The 24,215-nt window shown below is 67.3% G+C and carries 20 protein-coding genes; 14 read left to right on the top strand and 6 right to left on the bottom strand.

Going from position 1 to position 24,215, the window contains the following annotated elements; genetic code table 11:
- Nucleotides 1-4: 4 nt before the first annotated feature.
- Nucleotides 5-274, top strand: a complete 270-nt coding sequence (locus NZ773_02150) for a MoaD/ThiS family protein (GenBank protein MCS6800728.1) — start codon at nt 5-7, stop codon at nt 272-274.
- On the opposite strand, the gene NZ773_02155 is transcribed toward NZ773_02150, so the two are convergent.
- Nucleotides 271-1,800: a glycosyltransferase family 39 protein gene (locus tag NZ773_02155; GenBank protein MCS6800729.1), complete on the bottom strand. Its 1,530-nt coding sequence runs from the start codon at nt 1,798-1,800 to the stop codon at nt 271-273. The two genes, NZ773_02150 and NZ773_02155, sit on opposite strands and share 4 nt — an antisense overlap.
- A gap of 139 nt (nt 1,801-1,939) precedes the next feature.
- Here NZ773_02155 and NZ773_02160 point away from each other — a divergent pair, with 139 nt between their 5' ends.
- From NZ773_02160 to NZ773_02180, 5 genes are all read left to right on the top strand, one after another.
- The gene (locus tag NZ773_02160) at nt 1,940-3,166 is read left to right on the top strand and encodes a glycosyltransferase (protein MCS6800730.1); all 1,227 of its coding nucleotides are present in this window, start codon (nt 1,940-1,942) and stop codon (nt 3,164-3,166) included.
- Nucleotides 3,163-3,798 carry a haloacid dehalogenase-like hydrolase gene (locus NZ773_02165; GenBank protein MCS6800731.1) on the top strand — a complete coding sequence of 212 codons (636 nt, stop codon included), beginning with the start codon at nt 3,163-3,165 and terminating at the stop codon, nt 3,796-3,798. The genes NZ773_02160 and NZ773_02165 overlap by 4 nt, the downstream gene beginning before the upstream one ends.
- A gap of 476 nt (nt 3,799-4,274) precedes the next feature.
- A complete protein-coding gene (locus tag NZ773_02170; protein ID MCS6800732.1) occupies nt 4,275-5,282 on the top strand; it encodes a glycosyltransferase family 2 protein in 1,008 nt (335 codons plus the stop codon).
- Nucleotides 5,279-5,893 (top strand): methyltransferase domain-containing protein, encoded by a 615-nt coding sequence (locus NZ773_02175; protein ID MCS6800733.1) that lies wholly within the window; start codon nt 5,279-5,281, stop codon nt 5,891-5,893. Before NZ773_02170 ends, NZ773_02175 begins: the two co-directional genes overlap by 4 nt.
- Nucleotides 5,886-7,892: a DUF2079 domain-containing protein gene (locus NZ773_02180; protein MCS6800734.1), complete on the top strand. Its 2,007-nt coding sequence runs from the start codon at nt 5,886-5,888 to the stop codon at nt 7,890-7,892. Before NZ773_02175 ends, NZ773_02180 begins: the two co-directional genes overlap by 8 nt.
- A gap of 7 nt (nt 7,893-7,899) precedes the next feature.
- On the opposite strand, the gene NZ773_02185 is transcribed toward NZ773_02180, so the two are convergent.
- Nucleotides 7,900-8,547 carry a TrkA family potassium uptake protein gene (locus NZ773_02185; GenBank protein ID MCS6800735.1) on the bottom strand — a complete coding sequence of 216 codons (648 nt, stop codon included), beginning with the start codon at nt 8,545-8,547 and terminating at the stop codon, nt 7,900-7,902.
- A 7-nt stretch (nt 8,548-8,554) separates the two neighbouring features.
- The gene (locus tag NZ773_02190) at nt 8,555-9,988 is read right to left on the bottom strand and encodes a Trk family potassium uptake protein (protein ID MCS6800736.1); all 1,434 of its coding nucleotides are present in this window, start codon (nt 9,986-9,988) and stop codon (nt 8,555-8,557) included.
- A gap of 152 nt (nt 9,989-10,140) precedes the next feature.
- On the opposite strand from NZ773_02190, the gene NZ773_02195 reads away from it, so the two are divergent.
- From NZ773_02195 to NZ773_02210, 4 genes are all read left to right on the top strand, one after another.
- Entirely contained in the window at nt 10,141-11,367 is a 1,227-nt protein-coding gene (locus tag NZ773_02195; protein ID MCS6800737.1) for an MFS transporter, read from the top strand.
- A gap of 80 nt (nt 11,368-11,447) precedes the next feature.
- On the top strand, nt 11,448-12,338 hold the full coding sequence (locus NZ773_02200) for a hypothetical protein (GenBank protein MCS6800738.1): 891 nt from the start codon (nt 11,448-11,450) through the stop codon (nt 12,336-12,338).
- Nucleotides 12,339-12,423: 85 nt separating this feature from the next.
- Nucleotides 12,424-14,571, top strand: a complete 2,148-nt coding sequence (locus NZ773_02205; protein ID MCS6800739.1) for a hypothetical protein — start codon at nt 12,424-12,426, stop codon at nt 14,569-14,571.
- A 157-nt stretch (nt 14,572-14,728) separates the two neighbouring features.
- Complete coding sequence (locus tag NZ773_02210) at nt 14,729-15,217, top strand: hypothetical protein (protein MCS6800740.1); 489 nt, start codon at nt 14,729-14,731, stop codon at nt 15,215-15,217.
- A 517-nt stretch (nt 15,218-15,734) separates the two neighbouring features.
- On the opposite strand, the gene NZ773_02215 is transcribed toward NZ773_02210, so the two are convergent.
- Genes NZ773_02215 through NZ773_02225 form a run of 3 tightly spaced genes read right to left on the bottom strand, consistent with a single transcriptional unit; the run spans nt 15,735 to nt 18,369 of the window.
- A complete protein-coding gene (locus tag NZ773_02215; GenBank protein MCS6800741.1) occupies nt 15,735-16,682 on the bottom strand; it encodes a diacylglycerol kinase family lipid kinase in 948 nt (315 codons plus the stop codon).
- Complete coding sequence (locus NZ773_02220) at nt 16,646-17,218, bottom strand: ATP-binding protein (GenBank protein ID MCS6800742.1); 573 nt, start codon at nt 17,216-17,218, stop codon at nt 16,646-16,648. The genes NZ773_02215 and NZ773_02220 overlap by 37 nt, the downstream gene beginning before the upstream one ends.
- A 23-nt stretch (nt 17,219-17,241) precedes the next feature.
- Nucleotides 17,242-18,369, bottom strand: coding sequence for a glutamate-cysteine ligase family protein (locus NZ773_02225; GenBank protein MCS6800743.1), 1,128 nt, complete (start codon nt 18,367-18,369; stop codon nt 17,242-17,244).
- 774 nt (nt 18,370-19,143) lie between these two features.
- On the opposite strand from NZ773_02225, the gene NZ773_02230 reads away from it, so the two are divergent.
- From NZ773_02230 to NZ773_02245, 4 genes are all read left to right on the top strand, one after another.
- Nucleotides 19,144-20,256 carry an NAD(P)-binding domain-containing protein gene (locus tag NZ773_02230; protein ID MCS6800744.1) on the top strand — a complete coding sequence of 371 codons (1,113 nt, stop codon included), beginning with the start codon at nt 19,144-19,146 and terminating at the stop codon, nt 20,254-20,256.
- 50 nt (nt 20,257-20,306) lie between these two features.
- Nucleotides 20,307-21,647, top strand: a complete 1,341-nt coding sequence (locus NZ773_02235) for a nucleotide sugar dehydrogenase (protein MCS6800745.1) — start codon at nt 20,307-20,309, stop codon at nt 21,645-21,647.
- Entirely contained in the window at nt 21,644-22,447 is an 804-nt protein-coding gene (locus NZ773_02240) for a WecB/TagA/CpsF family glycosyltransferase (protein ID MCS6800746.1), read from the top strand. The genes NZ773_02235 and NZ773_02240 overlap by 4 nt, the downstream gene beginning before the upstream one ends.
- Before the next feature lie 131 nt (nt 22,448-22,578).
- Entirely contained in the window at nt 22,579-23,997 is a 1,419-nt protein-coding gene (locus NZ773_02245) for a hypothetical protein (GenBank protein ID MCS6800747.1), read from the top strand.
- Nucleotides 23,998-24,215 lie beyond the last annotated feature (218 nt).

Genomic DNA, 24,215 nt, shown 5'->3' on the forward strand with positions numbered 1-24,215 from the left:
CCTCGTGGCGATCGTCTGGATCCCGGCCCACCTTCTTGAGCTGTGCGGCGGCCGCCGCCAGATTGCGGCGGCGGGCCGCACTGTCGGCGAGGTTCTGGCAGCGCTTGAGCGCGAGTGTCCTGGAGTCCAGGAGCGGCTCGCCCCGGGCGGCGCTCTCGCACCTGACCTTGCAGTCTCTGTCGATGGCGCCGTCAGCACCCTCGGCCTGCTCGAGCCAGTCACGCCCGAAAGCGAAGTCTTTTTCGTCCCCGCGCTCCAGGGCGGGGCTGCCTAGCGCCGCTGGTAAAGCGTAAGGACGAGCCCCGCCTCAGGCGAGAGGCCGAGGAGGCGGGTTTTCAGCGCCGCCATCACCGGGTCCGGCTCCGCATAGCGGCGGGTTTCTACGGCCCAATACTGGGCGGCCAGCCACGCGTCGAGGCGCGCCTGCCAGGGTCTGCCTCCGCCGGTGGGCGCGTCGACATGCCAGAGCCGGGGCGGGGGACGCTCGGCGAACAGTGCTTCGCGCGCCGCCTCATCGGCGCAGTCGATCACCGCAAGGGGAGCGGTCAGCCGAGCAGCGTGGCGGGCCATCATCGTCTCCGGCTCCGCCAGAATGACATCCCCTTCCTCGGCCCGCGCCTCGATGAAGCGGAGCGCGGGGTCGAGCGGGAGAAAGAAGTCGGGCTGGGCGATAGTGCGGGCGTGGAAATAACTTCCCAGACTGAAGGCCGCGATCGCGACGAGGCCGGTATAGGCCAGCCGCCGCACGCTCGCCGACAGCGCGACCATGCCGGCAGCGAGGGTGAGCCCGAAGGGCGGCCATGCATAGCCGACGACTGCGCTGATACTTGGCGCTTCTGCTCGCGGGAGCACGAGGGCGGTCACTGCCGCCGTCCAAAGCACGGGCAACAGCCAGAAGATGAGGACGAACTGACGGCCCGACTTGGAAAGCCGCCGCAGGCCGACGACCGCCAGCCAGCTGACCAGCACAAGCCCCGCAAGCCCGACCGGCTGTCCGGCAGCCAATGTTTCGCCGAGGGCGAACGCCGCCATCGGCGCGATCAGCTTATATGCGAGCGCGGCGGCTTCCGCGGCGAGGTCGCTCGACTGATCCGGAGCGAGGACGAAGGCAGGAGCACGCCACCAGAGCACGGCGCCAAGCGCTGCGAGTGCCGCGCCGCCGAGCCACAGGCGCCACGCGCGGCGGCTTGGGCGCCGCACCCAGAGAAACGCTCCTTGCGCCAGCGCCACCACGGCGAAGGCCCAACTCGTCCAGCTGAGCAGGAGCATCGCGCCGGTAAAGCCGACCACGTAGCGGGCCCGGCCTGTGGGCAGAAAGAGGTAGAACCAGATTGCCAGCATCGCGAGGAGCGTCGTGAGGGCGAGAGGCGTCGCCGTCCGGTCGTAGAAGATGAGGTAGGGCGACGTGGCGGCGAGCCAGACCGCCCAGCGGGCGAGCGCTGGCCCGCCAAGCCGACGGGCTACCGGCGCACAGAGGGCGACGACGACAACTCCTGCCGCCGCTGAGAGCCAGCGGAGCGACAGTTCGCTCAGGCCCGCGACGGCAGCAAAACCAGCGGCTGCGAAGACGCTCAACGACGAGCCGGACGCGAGGGCAGGGATCCCCTCGCTCGCCGCCGCCCACGTCGCCGCTTCCGCAGGAGCAAGCGGCGCGCTGCCAAGGGCGACGAGACGAAGCGCAGCGGCGACAAAGAGCGCGCCGAAGAGCGAGAGGTCAGGAAGGCGAAACGAGGGGGCTGGCGACTGACCGCGGGGAGCAGTCGCCAGCGAGCGCGGCGGCGCGACCTCGTGGAGGCGCATTAGCACTCAGACTGGAACAGCGCATCATGCCGCTTGCGGCCGTCGGGCCGACGGAGCTTCGCCTTCATCAACGTCTCCTCTAAGTGTAGGCGATGCCTGCGAGGCTCTCAGTTGCTGCTGTCGGTTACAATGGGGCAGGATGCGCATTGCCACGATCAGCTATCACGGCAGCCCGCTTGCTCCCCCTGGCGTTCCCTCGACTGGCGGCATGCAGGTGTACGTTCGCGAGTTGTCGCGGGCGCTTGCGGCGCAGGGGCATCAGGTGGATGTTTTCACCCGCAAGAGCGACCCGACTGAGCCGGCCGTTGTCGTCGATCGGCCGGGGTTCCGGGTCATCAACCTGATTGCGGGGCCTCTCGCGCCAGTCGCAAAAAGCGAGCTGCCGTTATATCTGTGCTCGTTCGCGCGCGAGGTCCTCCGCTTCGCTGAAGCGGAAGGGCAGTCGTACGATCTGATTCACAGCCACTACTGGCTCTCAGGCCGTGTTGGCCGCGCGCTCCGTTCGCGCTGGAACGTGCCGCACGTGACGATGTTTCACACGCTTGCGGAGGTGAAGAACCGAGCGCGGATCGGCGAGCGCGAGCCGGACGAGCGGATCAGCTCGGAGCGGCTGCTGATCAGCGACGTCGATCAGATCATCGTCGCGAGCGCGCATGAGCGTCTGCAGCTGCTGCGCTTCTACGAAGCCGTTGAGGAACAGATTTCGGTCGTCCCCTGCGGGGTCGACCTTGATCATTTCCGCCCACTCCCTAAGGAGAGCGCGCGGGCTGCAGTCGGCGCTCGAGGCAGATACGTCGTGCTGTTCGTTGGCCGGATCGAGCCGCTCAAGGGGATCGACATCCTCATTCGTGCCGCAGCGGAGCTGGAAGAGCGCGACGATGTTGAGGTGATCATCGCCGGCGGCGGGTCCGATGGACACCGCGACGAACTTCGTCGCCTTCGCGCTCTCGCCGCCGAGTGCGGCATCGGCGACCAGGTCCGCTTCATCGGACCGCAGCCGCAAGACCGTCTCGTTCTCTGGTACAACGCAGCAGATATCACGGTCGTCCCGTCCTACTACGAGAGCTTCGGGCTCGTCGCCGTCGAGTCAATGGCGTGCGGCACCCCGGTCATCGCCTCGCGGGTGGGCGGGCTGACATCAACCGTGCGAGATGGAGAGACCGGCTATCTGATCCCGTGGCGGTGCCCGGAAGCGTTCCTGGAGCGAATGGAACTGCTCCTCGGCAACGAAACACTGCGCCGCCACTTTGGCGAGGCGGCGCGCCGCAGCGTGGAGCGGTTTCGCTGGTCAGCCATCGCGGAGCAGATTGCTGCGGTCTATCGCGCGGTGGTCGCCCCCGTCGTCACTCGGGCAGCCGGGAGATGACACGGGTCGTCCTCTTCGATGTCGATAATACGCTCTTCGATACCGAGCAGTTCCGCTCCGCGCTCACGGCGGCGATTGTCGACACGGTCGGTCCCGCCGGTGCCGCCGCATTCTGGCGCGCCTATGAGGAAGTGCGCGCCGACGTCGGAGCGGCAGATCTTCAGGCAGCGCTCTCTCGCCTCGCTGAGGAACTGCCCAGCGCCGAGAGCGCCGTCACTGCTGCCATCGCGACTATTCGCTTCGAGGACTATGTGCTGCCCGGCGCGGCAGCGGCGCTGGCGGCGGCGGCCGCGATCGGTCTGCCCGTCATCGTGAGCGACGGCGACCCAGTGTTTCAGCGCCTCAAGATCGAACGGTCAGGGCTCGCGGCGGCGGTGGGCGGACGGGTGCGCATCTACCGGCAGAAAGAGGCCCACATCGCTGAGGTCGTCGCCGCCTTCCCCGCCTCGCGCTACTGGATGGTCGACGATAAGCGCCACATCCTGAGCGCGTATAAGCGGGAGGTAGGTCCGCGCCTTCTGACGATTCACGTTGCCTATGGCAGGCACGCCCAGACCGCCCCGCGGCCTGAGGAGATCGCTCCCGACTTCACGGTGCCTTCCATCCGCGACGTCGCGGCGCTTCTCGCGTGATGTCCTCTCCCGCCGAAGAGAGGGGGCGACCGCGTTCCGCCGCGCTCTTGCCCCCAGAAGCTCGCCGGGACACCAGCCGCCTTCGCAGACAGCGTCCCCCTCCCTGCCCAGTCAGCGAGAGCAGGGGGATTTGAGCGCTTCCTGCGGCCAGCAATGAAGCTTGGCGTCCGGAGACAACCGCGCGCGGAGAGCAGTGTGCCCCGCCGCTCTTGCAGCGCGCCAACATGCCGGAGTCGGAGCGCAGATGCGCGGCAACGCCCTGCCGCTGCGGGCGGGCGCGGAGCGGGCTTGAGGCGGTCCGCTCCCGCCTGAGGGGTCCTTCGCCGCGCCGCTCTCGAGGCGCCCGCGGTCAGCGGAGCGCGTCTCCGGTGAGGCGCGGGCGCTCGGCGGCGCATGCGCTGCCCCGTGGGAGCGCAACGGGAGTTCCCGTTGACGGCTGCCGCCGCCGCTCCTATCATCCTGCGGCAGAGCAGGCTATGACCCAGCGACATCCCCGCGTCTCGATCGTCATCCCGGTGTACAACGAAGAGGAGAGCCTCGCGATCCTGCACCGGGAGGTTGCTGAGGCTGTCGCCGGCTACCCGCACGAGATCATCTTCGTGGACGACGGCAGCACCGACGGCAGCTGGCGCGTCCTTCTCCAGCTCGCCGAGACCGACCCAACTGTCCGCCTTGTCCGCTTTGGACGCAACTTCGGCAAGTCCGCCGCGCTCGCCGCGGGGTTTCATGAAAGCCGGGGCGATATCGTCATCACCCTCGACGCCGACCTTCAGGACGACCCACGGCATATCCCCGAGTTTATCGCCGCTATCGAGCGGGGATGCGACCTCGTCTCCGGCTGGAAGGTTGTCCGCCGCGACCCGATCACCAAAACGCTGCCCTCGCGGGTGTTCAACGCCATCGCAGTGCTGGCGACAGGGGTGCAGCCGCGGCCCCACGACTTCAACTGCGGGTTCAAAGCCTACCGGCGCGAACTGGTCGCCCGGCTCGACCTCTACGGCGAGCTGCACCGCTTCATCCCTGCCCTCGCTTACTGGAAAGGCTTCCGTATCGGCGAGCTGCCGGTGAACCACCGCCCGCGGCAGTATGGCCGCTCCAAGTTTGGGGCGCGCCGCTTCCTCTCCGGCCTGCTCGATTTGATCACCGTCCTGTTCCTCACTCGCTTCAATCGGAAGCCGATGCACCTTTTCGGCTCGATCGGCCTCATCGGCTTCGCCTGCGGCCTCGCCATCAACGGCTATCTCACCGGCCTCAAGCTGCTCGCAGGCCAGTCGATCGGAGAGCGCCCCCTGCTTCTGCTTGGCGTGCTGCTGATGGTGATGGGGCTGCAATTCTTCGGCATCGGCCTCCTCGCGGACCTCGCGAACCGCGACCGCCCGGGACCGGTTCACGATCACCGGTACGAAGTTGTTTGGCCGGCGCGCCCACGCCGGCGCGTCGGCGCCGCGCCACCCCGCGCCCATCGAGCAGTGCCGCGAACGTGAACGCCTCTCCTGCGCGTGCTTCTCGCCGCAATCTGCGGAAGCACACAAGCGGCAACCCGCTCCAGCAGTGGCTGCTCCGCAGATTCCACGCCGCCGTCGCTGACCTTATCGCGGAAGCCCTTCCGCAGGGCGGCTCCGTCCTCGACGTCGGCTGCGGGGAAGGGTTCGTCGCCGCCTACCTCACTGCGCGCTTGGAGCAGCTGTGGCTTGTGGGGCTCGATGCCAGCGCCGCCGCCCTGCGCTACGCGAACGACCAAACGCAGCTCCGACGCTTCCTGCAGGGAGATGCGGCCGCGCTTCCCGTCGCCGACCGATCTGTCGACCTCGTCATCGCGCTCGAGGTTCTCGAGCACCTGCCCTCGCCGGAATGGGCCCTTTGCGAACTGCGGCGTGTCAGCCGCGGCCCGGTCATCGTCAGCACGCCGAACCAGCCCTTCTTCGCGGGTGCAAATCTCGCCCGACTGAAAAACCTCCGCACATGGGGCGACGACCCCGAGCATCTTCACTGGTGGACCGCGGGCGCCTTTGCCCGGCTCGTGGACGCCTACCTGCAGGTCGAGCGGGTGGTCCTGCGCTTTCCGTGGACGATCGTCTTGGCGCGCCATGCCTGAAGCGATCGGACAGCTCGGCTGGCGCCGCAGCCGCGGTCTCGCGCGCCGTCCGGGCCCGCGGGCAGTGCCCCGCGCGCTGTTCGCCCTCTCGCACACCCGCCTCGTTCAGCGGCTGACGTACCTCCTGATCGCCATCTACGCCTTTACCTTCGCTCACCTGTCGGTGCTGCAGCACCAAAGCCACAACACCCACGCGTTCGACCTCGGCAACATGGACCAGGCGGTCTGGAATACGGCGAACGGCCGCCCCTTTGAATTCACAAACTGGGAAGGCGGTCGGACACGGCTCGCGGCCCATGTCGAGCCGATCCTGATCCCCATCGCTCAGCTGTACCGGCTCTTCAGCGGGCCAGAGACGCTGCTCGTCCTCCAAGCGATCGTCATCTCGCTGGGCGCACTGCCCGCTTTCTGGCTGGCACGCGACAAGCTGCGCAACGACTTCGCCGCGATCAGCTTCGCCTCGGCCTACCTCCTTGCTCCCGAGCTCGAAGCCGCCAATCTGAGCGACTTCCACCCCGTTGCTCTTGCCAGCTCGTTTCTCCTGTTCGCCTTCTGGTTCCTCCACCGTGAGCGCTACCTCCTCTTTCTCACCTTTGCCACGCTCGCGATGATGACCAAGGAGCAAGTCCCGATCAGCGTTGCCCTGCTGGGACTGTACATCGTCGTTGTCAAGCGTCGGCCGTGGGTCGGCTGGCCGGTGGTCGGCTTCGCGGCGCTCTGGTTCCTCCTCGCCTTCTTTGTCATCCTCCCGGCGAACAATCCGCAACGGGTCTCGCCGTATCTCAGCCGCTACGACCAGCTAGGGTCCAGTCCGATCGAAGTGATCGCGACGCTGATCACGGACCCTGGCCGCGCTTTTCCGGCCGAGTCGCTGCCGGACAAACTGCTGTACATTCGCCAGCTGTTCGCGCCCGTCGCCTTCCTCGCGTGGTTCTCTCCTTTGACGCTCATGCCCGCGCTTCCTGATCTCGCTATTAATCTCCTGAGCTCCTTTGAGCCGATGTATAGCGGCGGCTCGCATTACTCGGCGGTCATCGTCCCGTTCATCATCATCGCGAGCATCGACGGACTGGCCTTGTTCGCTCGCCTGCTCGCTCGCCTCTCGGTGCTCATGGTTCAGCCGTTCATCTACACCGTCTCGGGGTCGGTGCTCGTGCTCTCAGTGTTCGCCTACTATCACACCGTCGTGCTGCCGCTGACGGACAACTTTCCCCAAGTGACCGACCACCACCGCCTCTTCAACCGCATCAAGGAGCTCATTCCGCCAGACGCTGCCGTCTCGGCGAGCACAACGCTCAATCCCCATCTCAGCCAGCGGCGGCGCCTCTACCTCTTCCCCGATGTTGCCGACGCCGACTATGTAGTCGTCGACGTTACCGCCTCTCCGCACCCCTTGGACTACGCGGCGTTTCACTGGCGCGTGACCGGGCTGCTGAACGGCGGGGAATGGGGGTGGATCGAGGCCCGCGACGGCTACCTCGTCATCAAACGCGGCGAGCCGAACCGGCCGCTTCCGCCGGAGTTCTTCACCTTTGCGCGGCCGGAGAGAGCGCCCCGCATTGAGCGGCCGTTTCTCGCCACGTTCGGCGACGTCGTCCAGTTCCTCGGCTTTTCCCTCTCCCCCGGGGAGGTGCTTCACCAGCGGGATGGGGGAGCGCGGCTGCAGCTGTTCTTCCGCCCGACCGGCCGGATCCCGCGCGACTACCTCGTCGGGGTGACGGCGTTCGCCAACGAGCATCAAGTGAGCGCGGGATATTGGTGGCCCGCTACCTTGTGGTATCCCATGACCCGCTGGGGCGACGAGATCGTGATGGTGGAGGTCCCGCGTGTCGCCCTGGCGCGCCAGCCGTGGGTCGATGTCTACCTCAGCCTGCACGAGCCGCTCGAACACAACCGCCCCGGCGCGCGGCTTCCCGTTCGGCTGCACTCCGGCGGCCGCCAAGATCTCAGCGACGGCGAGCGGCTCTGGCTGGTGCGCCTGCGCGGCGAATACTGGTAGCGTCCGGTTAGTCGCGAAACGCTTCCAGATCGGCGTCGCGGCCGGCCACCACGAGAATGGTGTCGGCAGCGAGGCGAACGTCTCGCCGCGGATGCAGTTGGACCTCATTGCCGCGAACCAGGGCGATAAGCGTCAGCTTATAGCGCTCGCTGAGCGCGAGTTCGTCCACGGTCCTGCCAGTCAGAGACGGGGGAAGGCGCAGAACTGCGATCCCATAGCCGGGCCCGAGGTCGAGATAGTCGAGGACGGTGCGCGCCATCAGGGTGTGGGCCACCCGAACCCCGGTTTCGACTTCGGGAAACACCACTCGATCGGCGCCCACCCGCTCGAGGATCTTAGCGTGCTGGGCCGTGACGGCTTTCGCGATGATGTAGCGGCAGCCGCACTCGCGCAGATTGAGCGTGGTGAGGATGCTCGCCTGGAGGTTCGAGCCGATCGCGACGACGGCGGTGTCAAAGTCGGTCACGCCCAGCTGCCGCAGCACATCCGGGTCCGTTGCGTCGGCGGTGACGGCGTGGCTCACTTCATCCGCCACATTTTGCACAAGATGCGGGTCGATATCGACTGCCAAGACCTCGTCCCCCATCCGGTAGAGCGTCCGCGCTACCGCCGAACCAAAGCGCCCCAAGCCGACGACAAGCACCTGTTTTTTCACGCTTCCCCTACCCGACCCGGATCAGCTCTTCTGCTGGCCGGACCCGCATCGGCCGGACGCGCCCGGCCAGCAGCACTGCAAGGGTCAAGGGACCGAGGCGGCCGACCAACATCGTCCCGATCACGATAAGCGTTCCCGGCGTCGAGAGCGAGGGCGTGATGCCAATCGTCTGGCCGACGCTGCCAAACGCCGAGACCGTCTCGAAGAGTACCGCGAGAAAGGCAGCGCCCTCCACTAAGGCCAGAGCGAACGTCGCCGTAAAGACGAAGGCGACGCTCAACAGCGCGATCGAGAGCGCCCGAAACACCAACACGGTCGGCACGGTCCGTTCAAAGGCAATGACCTCCGTTGCCCCGCGCGCAGCAGCAAGGATGGCGAGGAAAACGAGGCTGAAGGTATTGATCCGGATCCCTCCGGCCGTCGACGCTGACGCCCCGCCAATGAACATCAGCGCAACTGAGAAGAATTGGGAGTCGGCCGTGAGCGCGGCGGTATCCAGCGCGCTAAACCCGGCGCTGCGCACCGTCACCGACTGGAAGAACGCGTTCAGGAGCTTCTCCGGCCAAGCGAGCGGTGCGAGCGTCGCCGGGTTGCGCCATTCGGCAAACAGGAACGTCACTGTCCCAACAAGCCAGAGAAGAACTGCGGTCACCAGCACGATTTTGCTGTCGACACTGAGACGACGAAAGCGCCGTCGCGTCGCCATCTCCTCGAGGGTGGTATAGCTGATCCCGCCCAGCATGATCAGCAGGGCGAGCGGAAGCAGAACGGCCGGATTGGTGGAATACGAGGTAAAACTCCGAAAATCTCCCATGAGGTCAAAGCCGGCATTGTTAAACGCCGAGACGGCGTGAAACACCGCTAGCCAGATCGCTTCGCCAAGCGGCCGCTCGGCAGCAAAGCTGGCGAGAAGGACAGCTGCGCCTGCCGCCTCGATCAGCAGCATGGTCACCGCGATATTTCTTGCCAGCTGAGTGGCTTCGCCGAGGCCAACGGCACCGACAGCCTCGCGCACCACCAGCCGTTCCTGCAAAGTCAGCCGCCGGCCGAGGAGGAGGAAGGCAAGAGAGGCGCCTGTCATAAAGCCGAGCCCCCCCAGCTGGATGAGCAGCAAGATCACCGCCTGCCCAAAGGGGCTCCACGCGGTGGCGGTGTCGACAAGCACGAGGCCAGTCAGACAGACCGCTGAGGTTGCAGTGAACAGGGCGATCAGCGGCGACGACCACTCTCCTGCCGCCGACGCGATCGGCAGGCTGAGCAGCAGCGTCCCGACGATGATGGCGGCAAGAAAGGTGGCGGCGAGCAGCGCGGCGGGAGGGGGCGGCCGGCGGCGGCGACGGAGCGGCGCGACCACCACCCGCTCAGGGCGATGAACAACGCGGCGGACGAAGACATCCCCCGGGCGCCGTGGCGGCCGAGGGCGAGGAACTTCCTGCGCCATTGTCGGTAGTGTAGGCGCGTCCGGACGATCGTGCGCGACGTTCGGCTTACGCGGCGACGGAGCGCCCAGCCATTCCCTCTCCCGTCGCGCTTCGGCCGCGCTATTTCCCGCTCTGCTAGACTGACGGTTATCCACGGAAGGATCGTCCACTGATGTCGCTTCCTCGTTCGCTCTCGCCGACCCTCGCGCCTTCCGAAACGGCGGCACCGCGGCGGTGGCTGGTTCTCAGCACGACAGTGCTCGGCCACGCGATCAAACACTTCTTCGCCGCCGGGCTGTTCGTCATCATCCCTGAACTGAAAGCCGGGCTTGACCTCTCGAACGCGCAGGTCGGAGCGCTGTCGACCGCCCGCAACTTGGCTGGCGGGCTAGCTAATCTCCCAGCCGGGTTCATTGCCGACCGCTGGCCTGAGCGCCGCGCCGAAACCCTCGGCGTCTCCCTCGCCGCGATCGGCGTTTTCGCTTTTCTGCTCGGCCGCAGCGACACCTACCTCGCCGCGGTCGCGAACGCAGCGTTCCTCGCCGCTGCGATCTCGTTCTGGCATCCTGCCGCGATTGGCGCGATCTCCTCGCTGTTCGCGCGGCAGCGCGGCCTCGCCATCGCCCTCCACGGCACGGGAGGAAGCATCGGCGAGGCACTCGGTCCCCTCATCACCGGCCTGCTCCTTGCTGCCTTCTCCTGGGCGGTGCTCCTCCAAGCCAGTCTTCTTCCCGCAGCGCTGTTCGGGCTCCTGATCTGGCTCCTGCTCCGAACAGCGCCGGGAACGGCAGTCTCGCCTTTCGGTCTCCGGCGCTACCTTGCCGGCGTCGGGCAGCTGGTGGCTGATCGGCGGCTGATGCTGGTCTTGCTTTTCGCGGGCGGCTTTGCGGGCGGGCAGAGCGTCGTCCAGACCTTTCTTCCGGTCTACCTGCGCGAAAGCGTCGGGGTCTCGCCTGCGACCATCGGGGTGTACCTTGCGCTTGCCCAAGTCGTCGGGATCGGCTCCCAGCCGCTGATGGGCTGGTTCTCCGACCGATGGGGTCGCAAGGTCGTGCTCGTCCCCGCGCTCATGGTTCTGGGCGCGGCCTACAGCGCGCTTGCCGTTGTCTCTCCCGGCGTCTCCTTCCTTCTCGTCATCGCGCTGATGGGTGCCTTCATGTATTCCCTCATGGCGATCTTTCTGGCGTCCGCAATCGACCTCGTTCAGGGGAGCGTCCAAGCCACCACTGTCGCCCTCGTCTTCGGCATCGCGACCGCAGTCGCTGGCATCGCCCCCGGCATCGCGGGCGTGCTGGCCGACCTTGCAGGCCCAATCGCGCCGTTCCTTTTCGCGGGAGGATTGGTCTTGGCCGTCGGCATTGTTGCCGCCGTCACCCAATGGCGGCGCCCCCCAGCCTGATACCGCGAGCGAGGGAGCCGCGACGGCCGACGATCTCCCGCACCGGCGCTTGCGGCCGCGGCGAGTATGATCCTTCTCCGATGTCCTTCCCGCTGCGCCGTCTGGTCCGCCTCTGCGCGGCAGCAGTTGTCGTTCTCTTCGCCGCGCTCTACTTCGCCCAGCATCGCGACGCGTTTCTGCACGCTGCGACCGCCCTCTCGCCCCCGGCCCTCGCGGCCGCTCTCGCCTTCGGCGCGCTCTATTGGCTCGCGCTCGCCGCAGCGTGGTGGCAGGTGCAGAGCGCGCTTGGGGGGACGCTCGAGTTCTGGCCGGCAGTGCGGATCTGGACGCTCTCGACAGTGGCACGCTACGTGCCCGGCAATCTCTGGCACATCGCGGGCCGCGCGGCGCTCGCGAAGGAAGCGGGCGAGAGCGCCATGGTGACGGTGACGGCGAGCGCTTATGAGCAGATGCTGACGCTCGGCGGCGCCTTTCTCGCCGCCGGCCTCCTCCTGCCGCTCGCCGGCGGCAGCCCTCTCTACTTGGCAGGCGCGCTCGCCGCGCCGCTCGGCGCGGCAGCGCTTCATCCAGCGGCGCAGCGCGCAGTCGTGCACCGCGCAGCGCGGCTGCTCGGACAGCCGCCGCCGCCCGCTCTCCCGGTTCGTCGCCTCGTTCGCTTGCTCGCGCTTTATATGCTCCCCAACATTCCGGCAGGGCTGGCGCTCGCCGCGCTCGGGTGGCCGGGCGGTCCAAACCCGATTGGCGCGATCGGCGCTTTTGGGTTCGCGTGGGCAGTCGGCTTCCTCTCCTTCTTCACCCCGAGCGGGCTCGGCATCCGCGAAGTGACCCTTGTCGGCCTGATTGCCGCTGGGCTGAGCGCTGGCGACCCGGCGGTGCTCGCTGTCGGCCATCGGCTCGTCTTGACCGCGGCGGAATTTGCGCTCGCCGCCGGCGCGGGACTGAGCGAGCGGCTGACTGCCCGCGTGGTATAATGCTCCTCCGCATGGCCAGGTCCTTCCTGTGGCGCTGGCCGATCGCGGTCCAGTCATGAGCTGGCTGCCACCATTGAGGCCCAGAATGCGAATGTTTGGCCGGCTGGCGCGTCTTCCCCTGCTCGGACTGGCTCTCGGGATGGTGGCGTTCACCGCCTTTGCCCCCGCTGGGCCCCCCTCGGGCCGCCCCACGCCGGTCCGCGCTCACCCTCCCACAGCGATCGCGGACGTCATTATCCCCACGGCGTGGGCGAACGATGCGGCCATTGAACTGGCCGTCACCGACCTCCGCAGCGCGCTTGCTGAGGTGTTCGGGCTCCCTGCGCGCCTCCGCGCCGACGATATGCCTTCGCCGCTCCCCTTCAGCCTCCTTTTGCTCGCGCCGGGGGTCCCCTTCTACGAGCAGCTGGTCTCAGCGGGCCAGCTTTCGCCTCTCCCCCTGAGCAAGGACGGCTATCGGCTGCTGCGCATGAACTATCGCGGCACGCCGATGATCGCGATTATCGGCGGCTCAATCCGCGGAACGGCGTACGGCGCGTTCCGGTTCGTCGAGATGATCCGGCTGAACCCGGACAGCTACACGCGGCCCCTCAACCTCAAAGTGGAACCGGCGATCGCGCTGCGGCTCGTCTCCAGCCCAACGGGAGAGAACTACCCCTCGCCGGAGGACGCGCTCCGCTGGGGATATAACACGGTCGCCATCACCCAATGGCCGTGGCTGCTCACCTTCGACAGCGTCGACCCCGCGATCTATGCCGCGCCGGAGGATCGTGCCTGGGTGGAGCAGCAGCGCGCCCGCGCCCGCGCCGAGATCGCGCGCGCGAAAGCGCTTCACCTCGATGTGCTCACCTCGGGCGATGTCATTTCTTTCCCCGCCCGCGTCGCCGAACTGTACGGCGAGCAGGTCGGCGTCCGAGGGGAGCGGCCAATTTACTGCCTGAACCGCCCAAGGACGCAGCAGCTGTACCGCGCAGGGCTGCGAGAGCTCCTGCGCACCTTTCCCGAGATCGACATCGTCATGATCCGCACGGGGGAGAATTACCCTGCGGGTCCGGTCAGCGGAAACCCGCCCGCCATGAAGGAATGCGGCGCCGCCGACATGCCGACGATGCTCCGGCTGGTGATGGAGATCTCGTATCAGGAGATCGTCGAGATCGGACGCCGCCGGTATATCCAGCGCGCGTGGGATATCGGCGCAGACGGCTTTCACGCCGACCCCGCTGTTGCCGGCCGCATCCTCGAGGGTGTAGGCGCAAAGCCGGGCTTGCTCGTTTCGTTCAAGCATACGCAGACCGACTTCTGGCGGCACAACCCGGCCAATCCGAACATTAATCGCTTTCCCGCAGCGCGCATGGTGGAATACCAAGCGGCGCGAGAGTATGAGGGCAAGGGCGCCTTTCCAAACTACCTCGGCGGGATCGTCGCCGGAGGCGCGCCGGAGAGCGGCCGACAGGGAGGGCTGCGCGCGCTGGTCGACCAAGGAGTGACAGCAGTCTGGGTCTGGGCGCGGGGCGGAGGATGGAACGGCCCCTACCTGCGGAGCCATATCTGGCTCGAGGCGAACAACTACGCGCTCGCCAAGCTCGTGTGGGACCCTTCGCTCTCGCCGAAGACGCTCGCGCTCCAGTGGGCCACCCTCCGGTTCGGCCCGAAAGCCGCTCCGCACGTTGCGCGCGTGCTCGAACTGTCCGAAGAGGTCGTGCTCCGCACGTTCTACGTCGCCCCCTTCGCCCGCTGGCAAGGGCCGTGGGCGCCGAACGTCGCCTGGACCCGCGATGACGTGATCTTCGGCGCCGACCGCGTGGGCGCGCTCTATCAGCAGGCGAAAACGCCGGCTGCGTTCGAGGAGGCGCTGCGCGAGAAAGAGATCGCTCGTCGGCTCCTCCGGGAGATGGTCGCTGAAATGGAGCGGGCCGCCGACCTCTCCTCTGACCCGGAACTTGCCGACGAAGCGATCAATACGGTGCGCTACGGCGACACCCTGCTCACCGCAATGACTAACTATGTGAGCGGCATGTTCTACTACTTCCGCTGGGTCGACCTCGGCCGTGTCCACGAGAACGACCGCCAGGCGGCGTTCCGTCATCTTGCCGCTTGGCGGGCCGGGTGGTCGGCATTCAACGAGCACGTGCTCCAGCTCTACGGCGTTGCGACCGGCTACACCGACCACGGCATGGTCCAAGCCGTTGAAGATGCCCTCGCCGACCTGAACAGCCTCGCGCTCCGCCGCTGAGACCGCTCCGAGCCGCTCTCTTCTCCCTCGGCAGAGCGCAGGAGCGCGCCGTCGGCCTCCGCAACACAAGAGCCCAAGCAGTTGGACGTTGGCGCCGCAAGCGCAGACAATAGATTACTTGCGAAAATGCAGACCGTCCGTTGGTGGCCACTCTCGGTTGAGCACAGTTGCAACGTCGGGGGTTGGGATGGGCGACTACCAGTTCACGCGCCAAATCGATCTCACGCGCTATCCCGAAATCGACAGCGCGGCCGTGCGCGTCCTCTGGTCGGACGACTGGTACGACGGTACGCTCTCCGGCATGGCCGTCGTCAACGGGGAGACCCTCTATTACGACTTCTATCACGAAGACGACAACACGGACGTCCGCACCTTTGTTCTTTACCGGCTGACACCCGAGCAGGAGGCGTACGAACGGGGCTGGCGCGCGCTCGAGGAAGAGGCAGGCGGAGTTCTCGTCTTCACCGACGAGGGGACGGTCGAGCTGATCCCCGAACGCGCACCGGGCGCCCGCGAGGCGTTTGCCGAACGGCGGCGGCGCGAGCACCGTCGCCTCGACCTGAGCATCGCGGAGGTCGTGGGGTGGTTTCGGGACCGAGGCAACCGCGCCTTCGCCGGCGTTCAGACCCATCAGGGCTCCGGCTGACCGTTCCGCGCAGGGGCAGCAGCCCGAGCTCGGCGCGCGCGAAGAGCACCGGCGTCTCGTACTAGGGGGCATCCGTTACCTAAGTGTCGACCCACATTCGAATGACGGCTCGGCCGCGAACGAAGCGACCCGGTGCTCCTGCGGCTGGCGGCGGAGCATGCCTACGAGGGGCGTCGATCGGCTACCGAGATCGGGATGCAATGAAACCGGGGGCTCGTCGCGGTCGATTGTCCCGCACGAGGCCTCCAGCGTCCCGCGCACTGTTGTTCCGCTCGGCTCTCCCGGCGAGCGGAAAACGGGCTCGGCCGGTCGTTCGCCGAGGTGCAGACCGCCGAAATATCTCTGCTGGACCCCGCTCGCGGCGTGACCGCCCACGTTCGCGCCCGAGTGACAGCCCTCCCCCGAGACGAAAGCGGCGCTGTGCGCGGGGCCCGGCATCCGCAGCACGGCGCACTTCGCGAACTGCCCCCGCGCTACCATCCGCAGCTTGACGATCTCCCCTAGGCGACTGGCGACGTCAGTCAGCAGGCGCGCCGGCGCGTTCAGCGCGGCCGAACAGCTCCTCCGGCGCAGTCGGCGGTGCCCAAATCGCGACCGCTGCCGGAACCACCTCGAACCGCATCGGCGTCTCTCCCCAGGGTTCGCCGTCGAGTTCAACCGGCAGGGGCACGCTGCTGCGGATCTCCACCGACCGCACCCGCGCCCGGTCAACGTTCGGCGCCGCCGCCGTCCGCAGGAAGACCACGCTGAGCAGATGCCGAACCTTGGCCCACCACCCGACACCGTGGAAAACGACCACGTCCAAGCGACCATCGTGCGCTCGCGCCTCTGGAGTGAGGGGGAAGAGGGCGAAGAGCCGCGTGTTCGCCACCACGACCATCAAGGCATGGCGGCGGAGGCGGCGCCCGTCGAGCAGAATGTCAGCCGGCGCGCCGCGGTAGCGCGGCATCACTTGGGCGGCGGCGGCGACGAAGGAGAGCGCGCCGAGCGCGCGCTTGAGCGCCACATCGACCGCATGGACGACCTCGGCATCAAACCCGACCCCAGCGAAGAGAAGAAAGTAGCGCTGCCCGCCGGCCCGCCCGACATCGACAACCCGTCGACTGCCGTGGACCAGCGCCTGTGCTGCCTCAGTCGCTCGCAGCGGAAGACGCAGCTCGCGCGCTAGGAGGTTGGCAGTCCCGGCTGGCAGCACGCCGAGCGCCGTTCCTGTCCCGACAAGCGGCTGGAGCGCCTCGTTCACCGTTCCGTCTCCGCCGCTGACAATGACGAGATCCGCCCCGGCGGTCGCCGCCGCCGCAGCCGCTTGGGTCGCGTCTCCTGGCGCGGCAGTGTAGCTCATCTCAACGGTCCACCCGGCGGCGGCGAACACGCGCATCGCCGCCGGGAGATCAACTCCCCGCGCCGACCCAGAGGCGGGGTTGACGATCACGACGACCCGCACGTTCTCGCCCGGACGACCCATGCTCCTATCGCTTCGAGCGCGGCGTCGGCTTCTGCCTCGGTACGAACGAGCCAGTGGGGACCGACAACGGGGCGCGCCTCTCCGCGCATCTTCTCGTAGACAGCAAGCCCCGCTTCCGAGTAATCGGCTGGGTCCTGGCCGCGCTCGCGGGCAGCAAGCCGGCGGCGGACCTCTGCTTCATCGATGGCGAATCGAACGATGGCGAGACCGGCGTCGAGATGGTCGCAGAGACGACGGACCGGCGCCCGGCTCTCCTCGGTCAAATTCGTCGCGTCGAAGACGACGGTCCGTCCCCGCCGGAGGGCGTCGGCGATCGCCGCAACCGCTGCGCGGTAGACGGCAGCATGCTCCGCCGGACTATAGGTGCGAACCGGGAAAAGGGCGCGGCGAATGCGGTCGGTTTCGACATGGTCAGCATCGAAGCGCGCGGCGAAGCGACGCGCCCATGTCGACTTGCCGCTGCCCGGCAGCCCGCTCAGTACCACAGCGAGCGGACGGCCGGGCCGGAGCGGACGGGCGAGCGCGCAAGACGACATCGCCAGATTATGACGGATTCGCCTCAGACTGGAGGTTCGACGAGCGCTCCAAAGCGCTGGTAAGAGCCGCGCAGCACCGGCTCGAGGGCGCCCGCGCGCTCAAAGAGGTCGATCAGCCAATGCGCTGGGGTTCGGCGCTGTTCGATGAGCGCAAAGAGGCGGTTGAGCCGCGGCTGGTCGGGATCGAACGCGAGCGCACGCTCGGCTGCGGTGAGCACCGCCAGAGCGCCGAAAAAGATGTCGTCATCGTCGAATCCATAGCGCGCCGCACGCTGATGGAGGGCGCGGTCAGGCACCAGTGCGCGTCCAGCGAGGGTATCGTCGAGGAGGAGACCCTTCAGCAGCGCCAGCAAACTCCCGTAGAGGGCAAAGTCGGCAAGACTGTCAAACGCCTTGAACTCGATGCGGCCATCCTCTGCCGGAAGGCGCGCCGGTTTGGTCAGCGAAGGGGAACTGGCGATCAGCTTGCTCCGGTCGGCGAGGAAGACGAGCGCCGCCGGCCGGATGCCTGTCCGCAGCTCGGTCCGCTTCGAGTAGCCTCGCCAACGTTCGCCTCCGAAGAACGGCGAGGAAAAGCTGAACGGAATGAGATAGGGGCTGTAGTAGGTCAGCTTCATCGCCGCATCGATGCTGGCCTCGGGGCTCATGCCGTCGATGGAGAGATTCAGGTCAGGCCCGTAGGTGAGCATCGGGATTTCGGCAGTCCGCTTCTCAGGCGAGCTCGCGCGCCGCGCCTCTTCCCACGGCCGCAGCGGCGGGTTCGGCACAAACCGTTCCTGCACCGGGTTGAGGGCGATCCAGACCGGCTCAAAGCCGGCGGCAACGGCACGGTCGCGCAGCGCCGCAAAGCTCTGCGACAGCTCGTCGATCGTTGCCCCAATGCTCGAGCCGATAGTCGTCCGGATCTCAATCCCCTTGGGAACTGTCTCCAGATACCGTCCGCAGTCGTCGTAGCGCTCGTAGCCTTCGATATACCAGCGCTTCTCTTTGATGCCGAGGTCGCCGATCCGCAGCATCGGGTAGTCGCTTTCATAGCGCGGCAATTGGCGGACGATGGCGTCCAACTCCTCGAAGGAGGTCGTCGTCCAATCGACGAACCGGCCGTCCGCGCGCAGCAAGGCGACTTCATGCTCGATGCCGAAGCGGAACATTGAGTGCTCTTCTCCCTTGGCCGATCGTAGGGCTCCTCCCTCCGTTGGCGCTAGTGGACGCTCTCTCGCGCCGCGAGTTCGCAAGACCCGCCCTCGCCTAGCGCTGCTGCCTTCCGACCCCCCTTCCGCCGTCGGCCTGATCTTCACGTTCCAGCTTTCGGCGCGCTCTCTCCTCCGCTGCTGGACGCGCCCCGTCTCCTCGAGGTCCGGCAGAGGCTGCGGGCACCCGCGTCCTCCCCAGACATCGCTCTCCCAACGCGACTGCGGCGGGCGGCATCGGCACCGCGAGGAGCGACGTCCGCCCCGTGGCGCCGAAAGGGTTGGCTGGTGCACTATCCGATGGCGGACTATTGTCGATCGTGATGAGGGTGAGAGAGGGATCGCACCGCTCTCGCGACGCGGGAGCATTGGGGAGCCAGACAGGCGCCGGCTGCGCTCCGGTCCGCTGCGCGCTCGGCGTCAGCGCAGCGCCCGAGATTGTCGGCGCGCTGCTGCCGCCTCCCGCGGGAAAGACGAGGTCGAAGCCCAGCGCAGGGCCGCTCGGCGCCTGCCGCGCCGGCGCCCCGACACTCGGCCGGCCGGCGGAGCGGGCAGCTCTGGGAGCGCAGAACGCGGAACGGTGCTGAGGGCCAGCCTCGGGCGAGGCGCGCCATCGACCCGGAGATAAGGCGGGGACAATCCTTGCCGAGCCGCGGGGACGCGCCTCTTCCAGGCTCGCGGATGACGGGCGAGATTGATACTGAGTATCATTCGTGCTCAAAATCGGGGGAAGCAATGCCCGAAACGCACGACGTCATCATCGTAGGAGCGGGCGCGGCCGGGCTTGGCTGCGCGAAGGTGCTGGCAGACCTTGGCATTGAACATCTGGTTGTCGACCGCTACGGCGTCGGCGCATCATTCCGGCGCTGGCCTGAAGGGATGCGCTTCATTACGCCATCGTTCACCAGCAACCAATTCGGCCTTCTCGACCTCAATGCGATTGCGCTCAACACCTCGCCCGCCTACTCCCTGCGCCGAGAGCATCCTAGCGGCCCGCTCTACGCCGCCTTCCTTGAGGCGTTTGCGGAGCGGTTCGCACTCCCAGTGCGAAGCGCGGTCGAGGTGAAAACTGTTCTCCCCTTGTCGGGCGGCGGCTTCGAACTGGTCACCAGCCGCGGCCCGCTGCACGCTGGGTTTGTGATCTGGGCAGCGGGAGAGTTCCAGTACCCGCGGCGCCACCCCTTCCCCGGAGCGGAGCACTGCCTTCATAACGCGCTCGTCTCCTCTTGGTCGCAGCTGCCCGGCGACAGCTTCATCGTCATCGGCGGCTACGAAAGCGGGGTCGACGCCGCCATTCAGCTGAGCCGGCTGAACAAGCGGGTCACCGTCCTCGAACGGAAGCCCTCCATCGACCCCGACTCGAGCGACCCGAGCGTCACGCTGTCGCCTTACACCGCCGAGCGCTTAGCGCGCGCGCAGGCGGCCGGCCGTCTCGAGATCGTCACGGGAGCCGAAGTGACCGCAGTCGAGCGCCAAGGGCGCAGCTGGACCGTCTCCGCTGCCGACGGCAGGGTCTGGACCTCCCCTACCCGTCCGATCCTCGCCACGGGCTTTGAGGGAAGCCTGACGCTGATCGCCGACCTCTTCGAATGGAGCGAGGCGGGCACAGCCGTGTTGACGGCAGAAGATGAGTCGACGCGGACGCCCGGGCTCTTTGTCGCTGGGCCGATGGTTCGCCATGGAGATGTCATCTTCTGCTTTATCTATAAGTTCCGGCAGCGTTTTGCCGTGATCGCGAACGCAATCGCGCGGCGGCTCGGCGTCGACACATCCATCTTGGAGCTCTACCGCCAGCGCGGGATGTATCTGGACGACCTGTCGTGCTGCGCTGAGCAATGCGCCTGCTGATTGGAAGCGACCCAACGCTATAATCGAGCCACTTTGGCGAAGGATGGGAGATGGAGTTCGCCGATCGGGTTCGCGCTCGCGAAGCGGTGATGGCGGTAGTCGGCTTAGGCTATGTGGGGCTCCCCCTCGCCACCGCCCTTGCGCGGCTCGGTTTCCCGACACTCGGCATCGATATCGACGCCGAGCGCGTTGCGTGCGTGAACGCCGGCATGCCCTACCTCGCCGATGTTAGCGCCGACGAACTCGGTCCGCCAGTCCGCGAAGGCAAGCTGCGCGCCACGACGAACTACGCCCGTCTCGTCGACACCGATGTCATCTTCATCTGCGTCCCGACCCCGATCAAGCCAAACAAGTCGCCGGACTTGTCCTATGTCACGGCGGCCGCCCGCGAGATCGCCTCTCGGCTTCGCCGCGGGCAGCTGATCATCCTCCAGAGCACCACCCACCCGGGAACGACCGAGGAGGAGGTGCTGCCCCTTCTCGAAGAGAGCGGGCTCAAGGCGGGCACCGACTTCCATCTGGCCTTTGTGCCGGAGCGGATCAACCCCGGCGACAAGCACTACTCCATCGCCAACACGCCCAAGGTGGTGGGCGGCTACACGCCGACCTGCACGGAGCTGGCTGCGATAGTGATGGAGCAGTTCGGCGCGAGGGTGATGCGCGTCTCTTCGCCCCGCGTCGCTGAAATGTCGAAACTGCTGGAGAACATCTTCCGGTCGGTCAACATCTCCCTCGTCAATGAGATGGCGCTGCTTGCGGAGCGAATGCGCATCGACTTCTGGGAAGTGATTGAGGCGGCGTCGACCAAGCCGTTCGGCTTTATGCCGTTCTATCCCGGCCCTGGCGTGGGAGGGCACTGCATTCCCGTCGACCCGTTCTATCTCTCTGCAAAAGCGCGCGAGTACGATTTTTCCGCCCGCTTCGTCGAGCTCGCCGCTGAAATCAACCAGATGATGCCCTACCACACCGTGGAGAAGACCGCCAACGCTCTTGCCAGCCGCGGGCGATCCCTGAACGGCGCTTGGATCCATGTGCTCGGGGTCGCGTTCAAGCGCGATGTCGACGACGCGCGCAATTCGCCCGCCGAGCGGATCATCGAACTGCTGCTGAACGCAGGCGCCCGGATCACTTACAGTGACCCCCATGTTCCCCGCTTCGCTGTCGGCGGCAGCGCGATCCGGCCGGAGCGCACAGTACTCCAAGCGGTCGACTTGGCAACGTTCGACCTCTCGGCGCCTGACTGCATCGTGATCGTCACCGCCCATTCTGCTTTCGACATTGATCGGGTCCTCCGCGAGGCGCGGCTGATCGTCGACTCGATGAACGCGACCGGCAGCATGGGGAGAGGAGACCGGCGCATTTTTGCCATCGGCCGACCGAACCCAGCGTGATTCGGGGGCGTCGAGTGCTCGGGGTGCGCGTCGACGACGTCACCCCGGACGAGACCATCGCTTTGGCCCAGCAGTTCATCGCCGAACGCCGCCCCCGCCACATCGTCACGGTCAACCCTGAGTTCGTCATGGAGGCGCGCCGCAACCCGGCGTTCGCGGCGGTGCTGAACGCCGCCGACCTCGCGGTGCCCGACGGCACGGGCATTGCTTGGGCATGCTGGTACGCCGGGCGGCCGCTTCGGAGCTTAGTGCGCGGCGTCGAGCTCGTCGAAAAGCTGGCCGCCGTTGGCGCAACGGCAGGATGGCGCCTTTTCCTGCTCGGCGCGGCCGAGGGGGTGGCCGCTGAGGCAGCAGCAGTCCTCCAGCAGCGCTATCCCGGGCTTCAGATCGCGGGCGTTTTCGCCGGCCGCGCCGGACCCGAGGGTGACGCGGAGACGACTGCCGCCGTGCGCGCGGCCGCCCCTGTCGACCTGCTGCTCGTCGCCTACGGCGCGCCCGCCCAGGACCTCTGGATCGCGCGGAATGCGGCCCAGCTCGGCATTCCTCTCTCTATCGGCGTCGGCGGCACCTTCGACTATCTGTCCGGCCGGGTGAAACGGGCACCGCGCTGGGCGATCCGGCTCGGCTTGGAATGGCTTGTCCGCTTGGTCCGGCAGCCGTGGCGATGGCGGCGGCAGCTAGCGCTCATCGCCTTTGTCTGGGCAATCCTCACCCAGCGTCGGCCCGTTCGCCTGACTGCCCGCCGTCTCCCCCAAGCGCAGCCCGGGCACGAGCCGCCAGCCAGCCGCGAGCAGCGGTGACCGCCTCTTCGCTCGAGGAAATTCACCGTCTTGACTTGCGGGCAAGCAAGCGTCATAGTGCAGAACGAAGCTGCCGAGTCGGCTCGCTGCTGGCGCCCATCGTTGTTGGCCACTGGCCGAAAGGAGTCGCTGTGGCATCAAAACGGCATCTCGCGCTATTCCTCGCCTCCCGAGGTCCAGCCGCGGCTCGATTGCTTTCGACGGCGCTGGTTGTCGCGCTGCTTGCGGCGTCGATGACCGCCCCTCTCGCTGCGCAGAGCCGCGAGGATTTTCCCGTGGAAGGAGGATGGTTCTATACCCAAACGCGAGGAGGACAGCCTGCTGGCTACGGCTACGCTGTGGTGGACCTCGCCGGCATTCCGATGTGGACTGCCTTCCGCGAGCTGGGCGGGGTCACCCGGCTGGGCTATCCGATCTCGCACCGCTTCCTGTGGGATGGCTTCCCCGCGCAAGCGTTTGAGGGCGGCGTACTGCATTGGCGCGCTGATGTCGGCGTTGTCCAGATCGTCAACGTCATCGACTGGCTCGGCCAGCATGGGTTTGACAACTGGCTGGCCGCGACGTACGGTGCGGCCCCCTCGCTCGACTGGCGGGATGACGTTCTGTTCAACTGGGAGGTAGTGAAAGCGCGCCATTTCGCGCTGCTCGATCGGAGCCCACGGATCCGCGAGGCCTATTTCGGGATCGGCGCCGACCCGGTGACCTACTACGGGCTTCCGCAGTCGGCCGTCGACAATGGGCAGACGTTTGTCGTTCGGATGCAGCGAGCGATTTTCCAAGAGTGGCGGGTTGACACTCCGTGGGCACGCGCGGGGACAGTGTTTGTCATCGATGGCGGCGAGATCCTGAAAGAGGCCGGCGTCATCCCGGCGAGCGCCGCAGCGCCGCTCCTGCCGGGTCCGGCGCTCGCGCTCGCCGGCTTCCCGCCCGTCGCGATCATCCAGCCCCAGCCGCGCGGGACCGGCGTTCGCGCGCCGGCGCCGCCGCCGGACGCTCTCTGCCCGCCCTATGCCCCCGTGCAGCCATTCCGCCCCAACTGTCGGATCTTGTATGGGTTCCCCCCCGGCTCGCCGGTACCTCCCGGCGGAGTGCCGGCCGTCGATGCCCCCACGACACCCCCGAGTGCGCTTCCGCCCGCGCCGCCGCCCCCGCCCAGCCTACCCGCCACACCGCCTCCCAGCGCCCTCGTTCCGCCGGCGGGCGTGATCCCGGCTGCGCCTCCGGCCCTCGGACCGGCAGCGCCCTTCGGCCCGTTCCCCTTCCCTGTGTTTGGCGGATCGTGCACCGGGGATGAGACGGTCGAGTTCGTTCCCAATCCCGCGATCGCCGACCGAGAATTCTCGGTCGAAGTCTCTTCGGCGAAGTACACCCTCGGCGTCGGACTGCTGGGACCGGGCAGCATCCGCCTCCGTGAAGTCGTGGCCGGAGGCAAGGGCACGGTCTGGAAATTCGCGGTCATTGTCCCCGCAGGCACGTGGCAGTACACCTTCGTTCGTGATGGCGGCGCGAGCGCCTGCGTGACACGCACTGTCGAGGTCGTGCGCCAGTAGCGTCCCCCTCCCCCTGCACCCGGCGCGCATCCGGCAGGACGGCCGCAGGCGGTGCGGCCGTCCTGAACCTCGGCGGTGGCGCCCGGTCGGAAGAGGCAAAGCGCCCCCCGCTCGTCTCCCGCGGCACCTCAGCAGCCTGAGACCCGGAAGTACCCCCTTCCTCTGCGCCGCCAAGGGGATGGCCGGCTCGAACTTGTCTGCCGCCTCGTGCTACGCTG

It is taken from the genome of Dehalococcoidia bacterium, from assembly GCA_025054935.1.
Classification (GTDB): domain Bacteria; phylum Chloroflexota; class Dehalococcoidia; order SpSt-223; family SpSt-223; genus JANWZD01.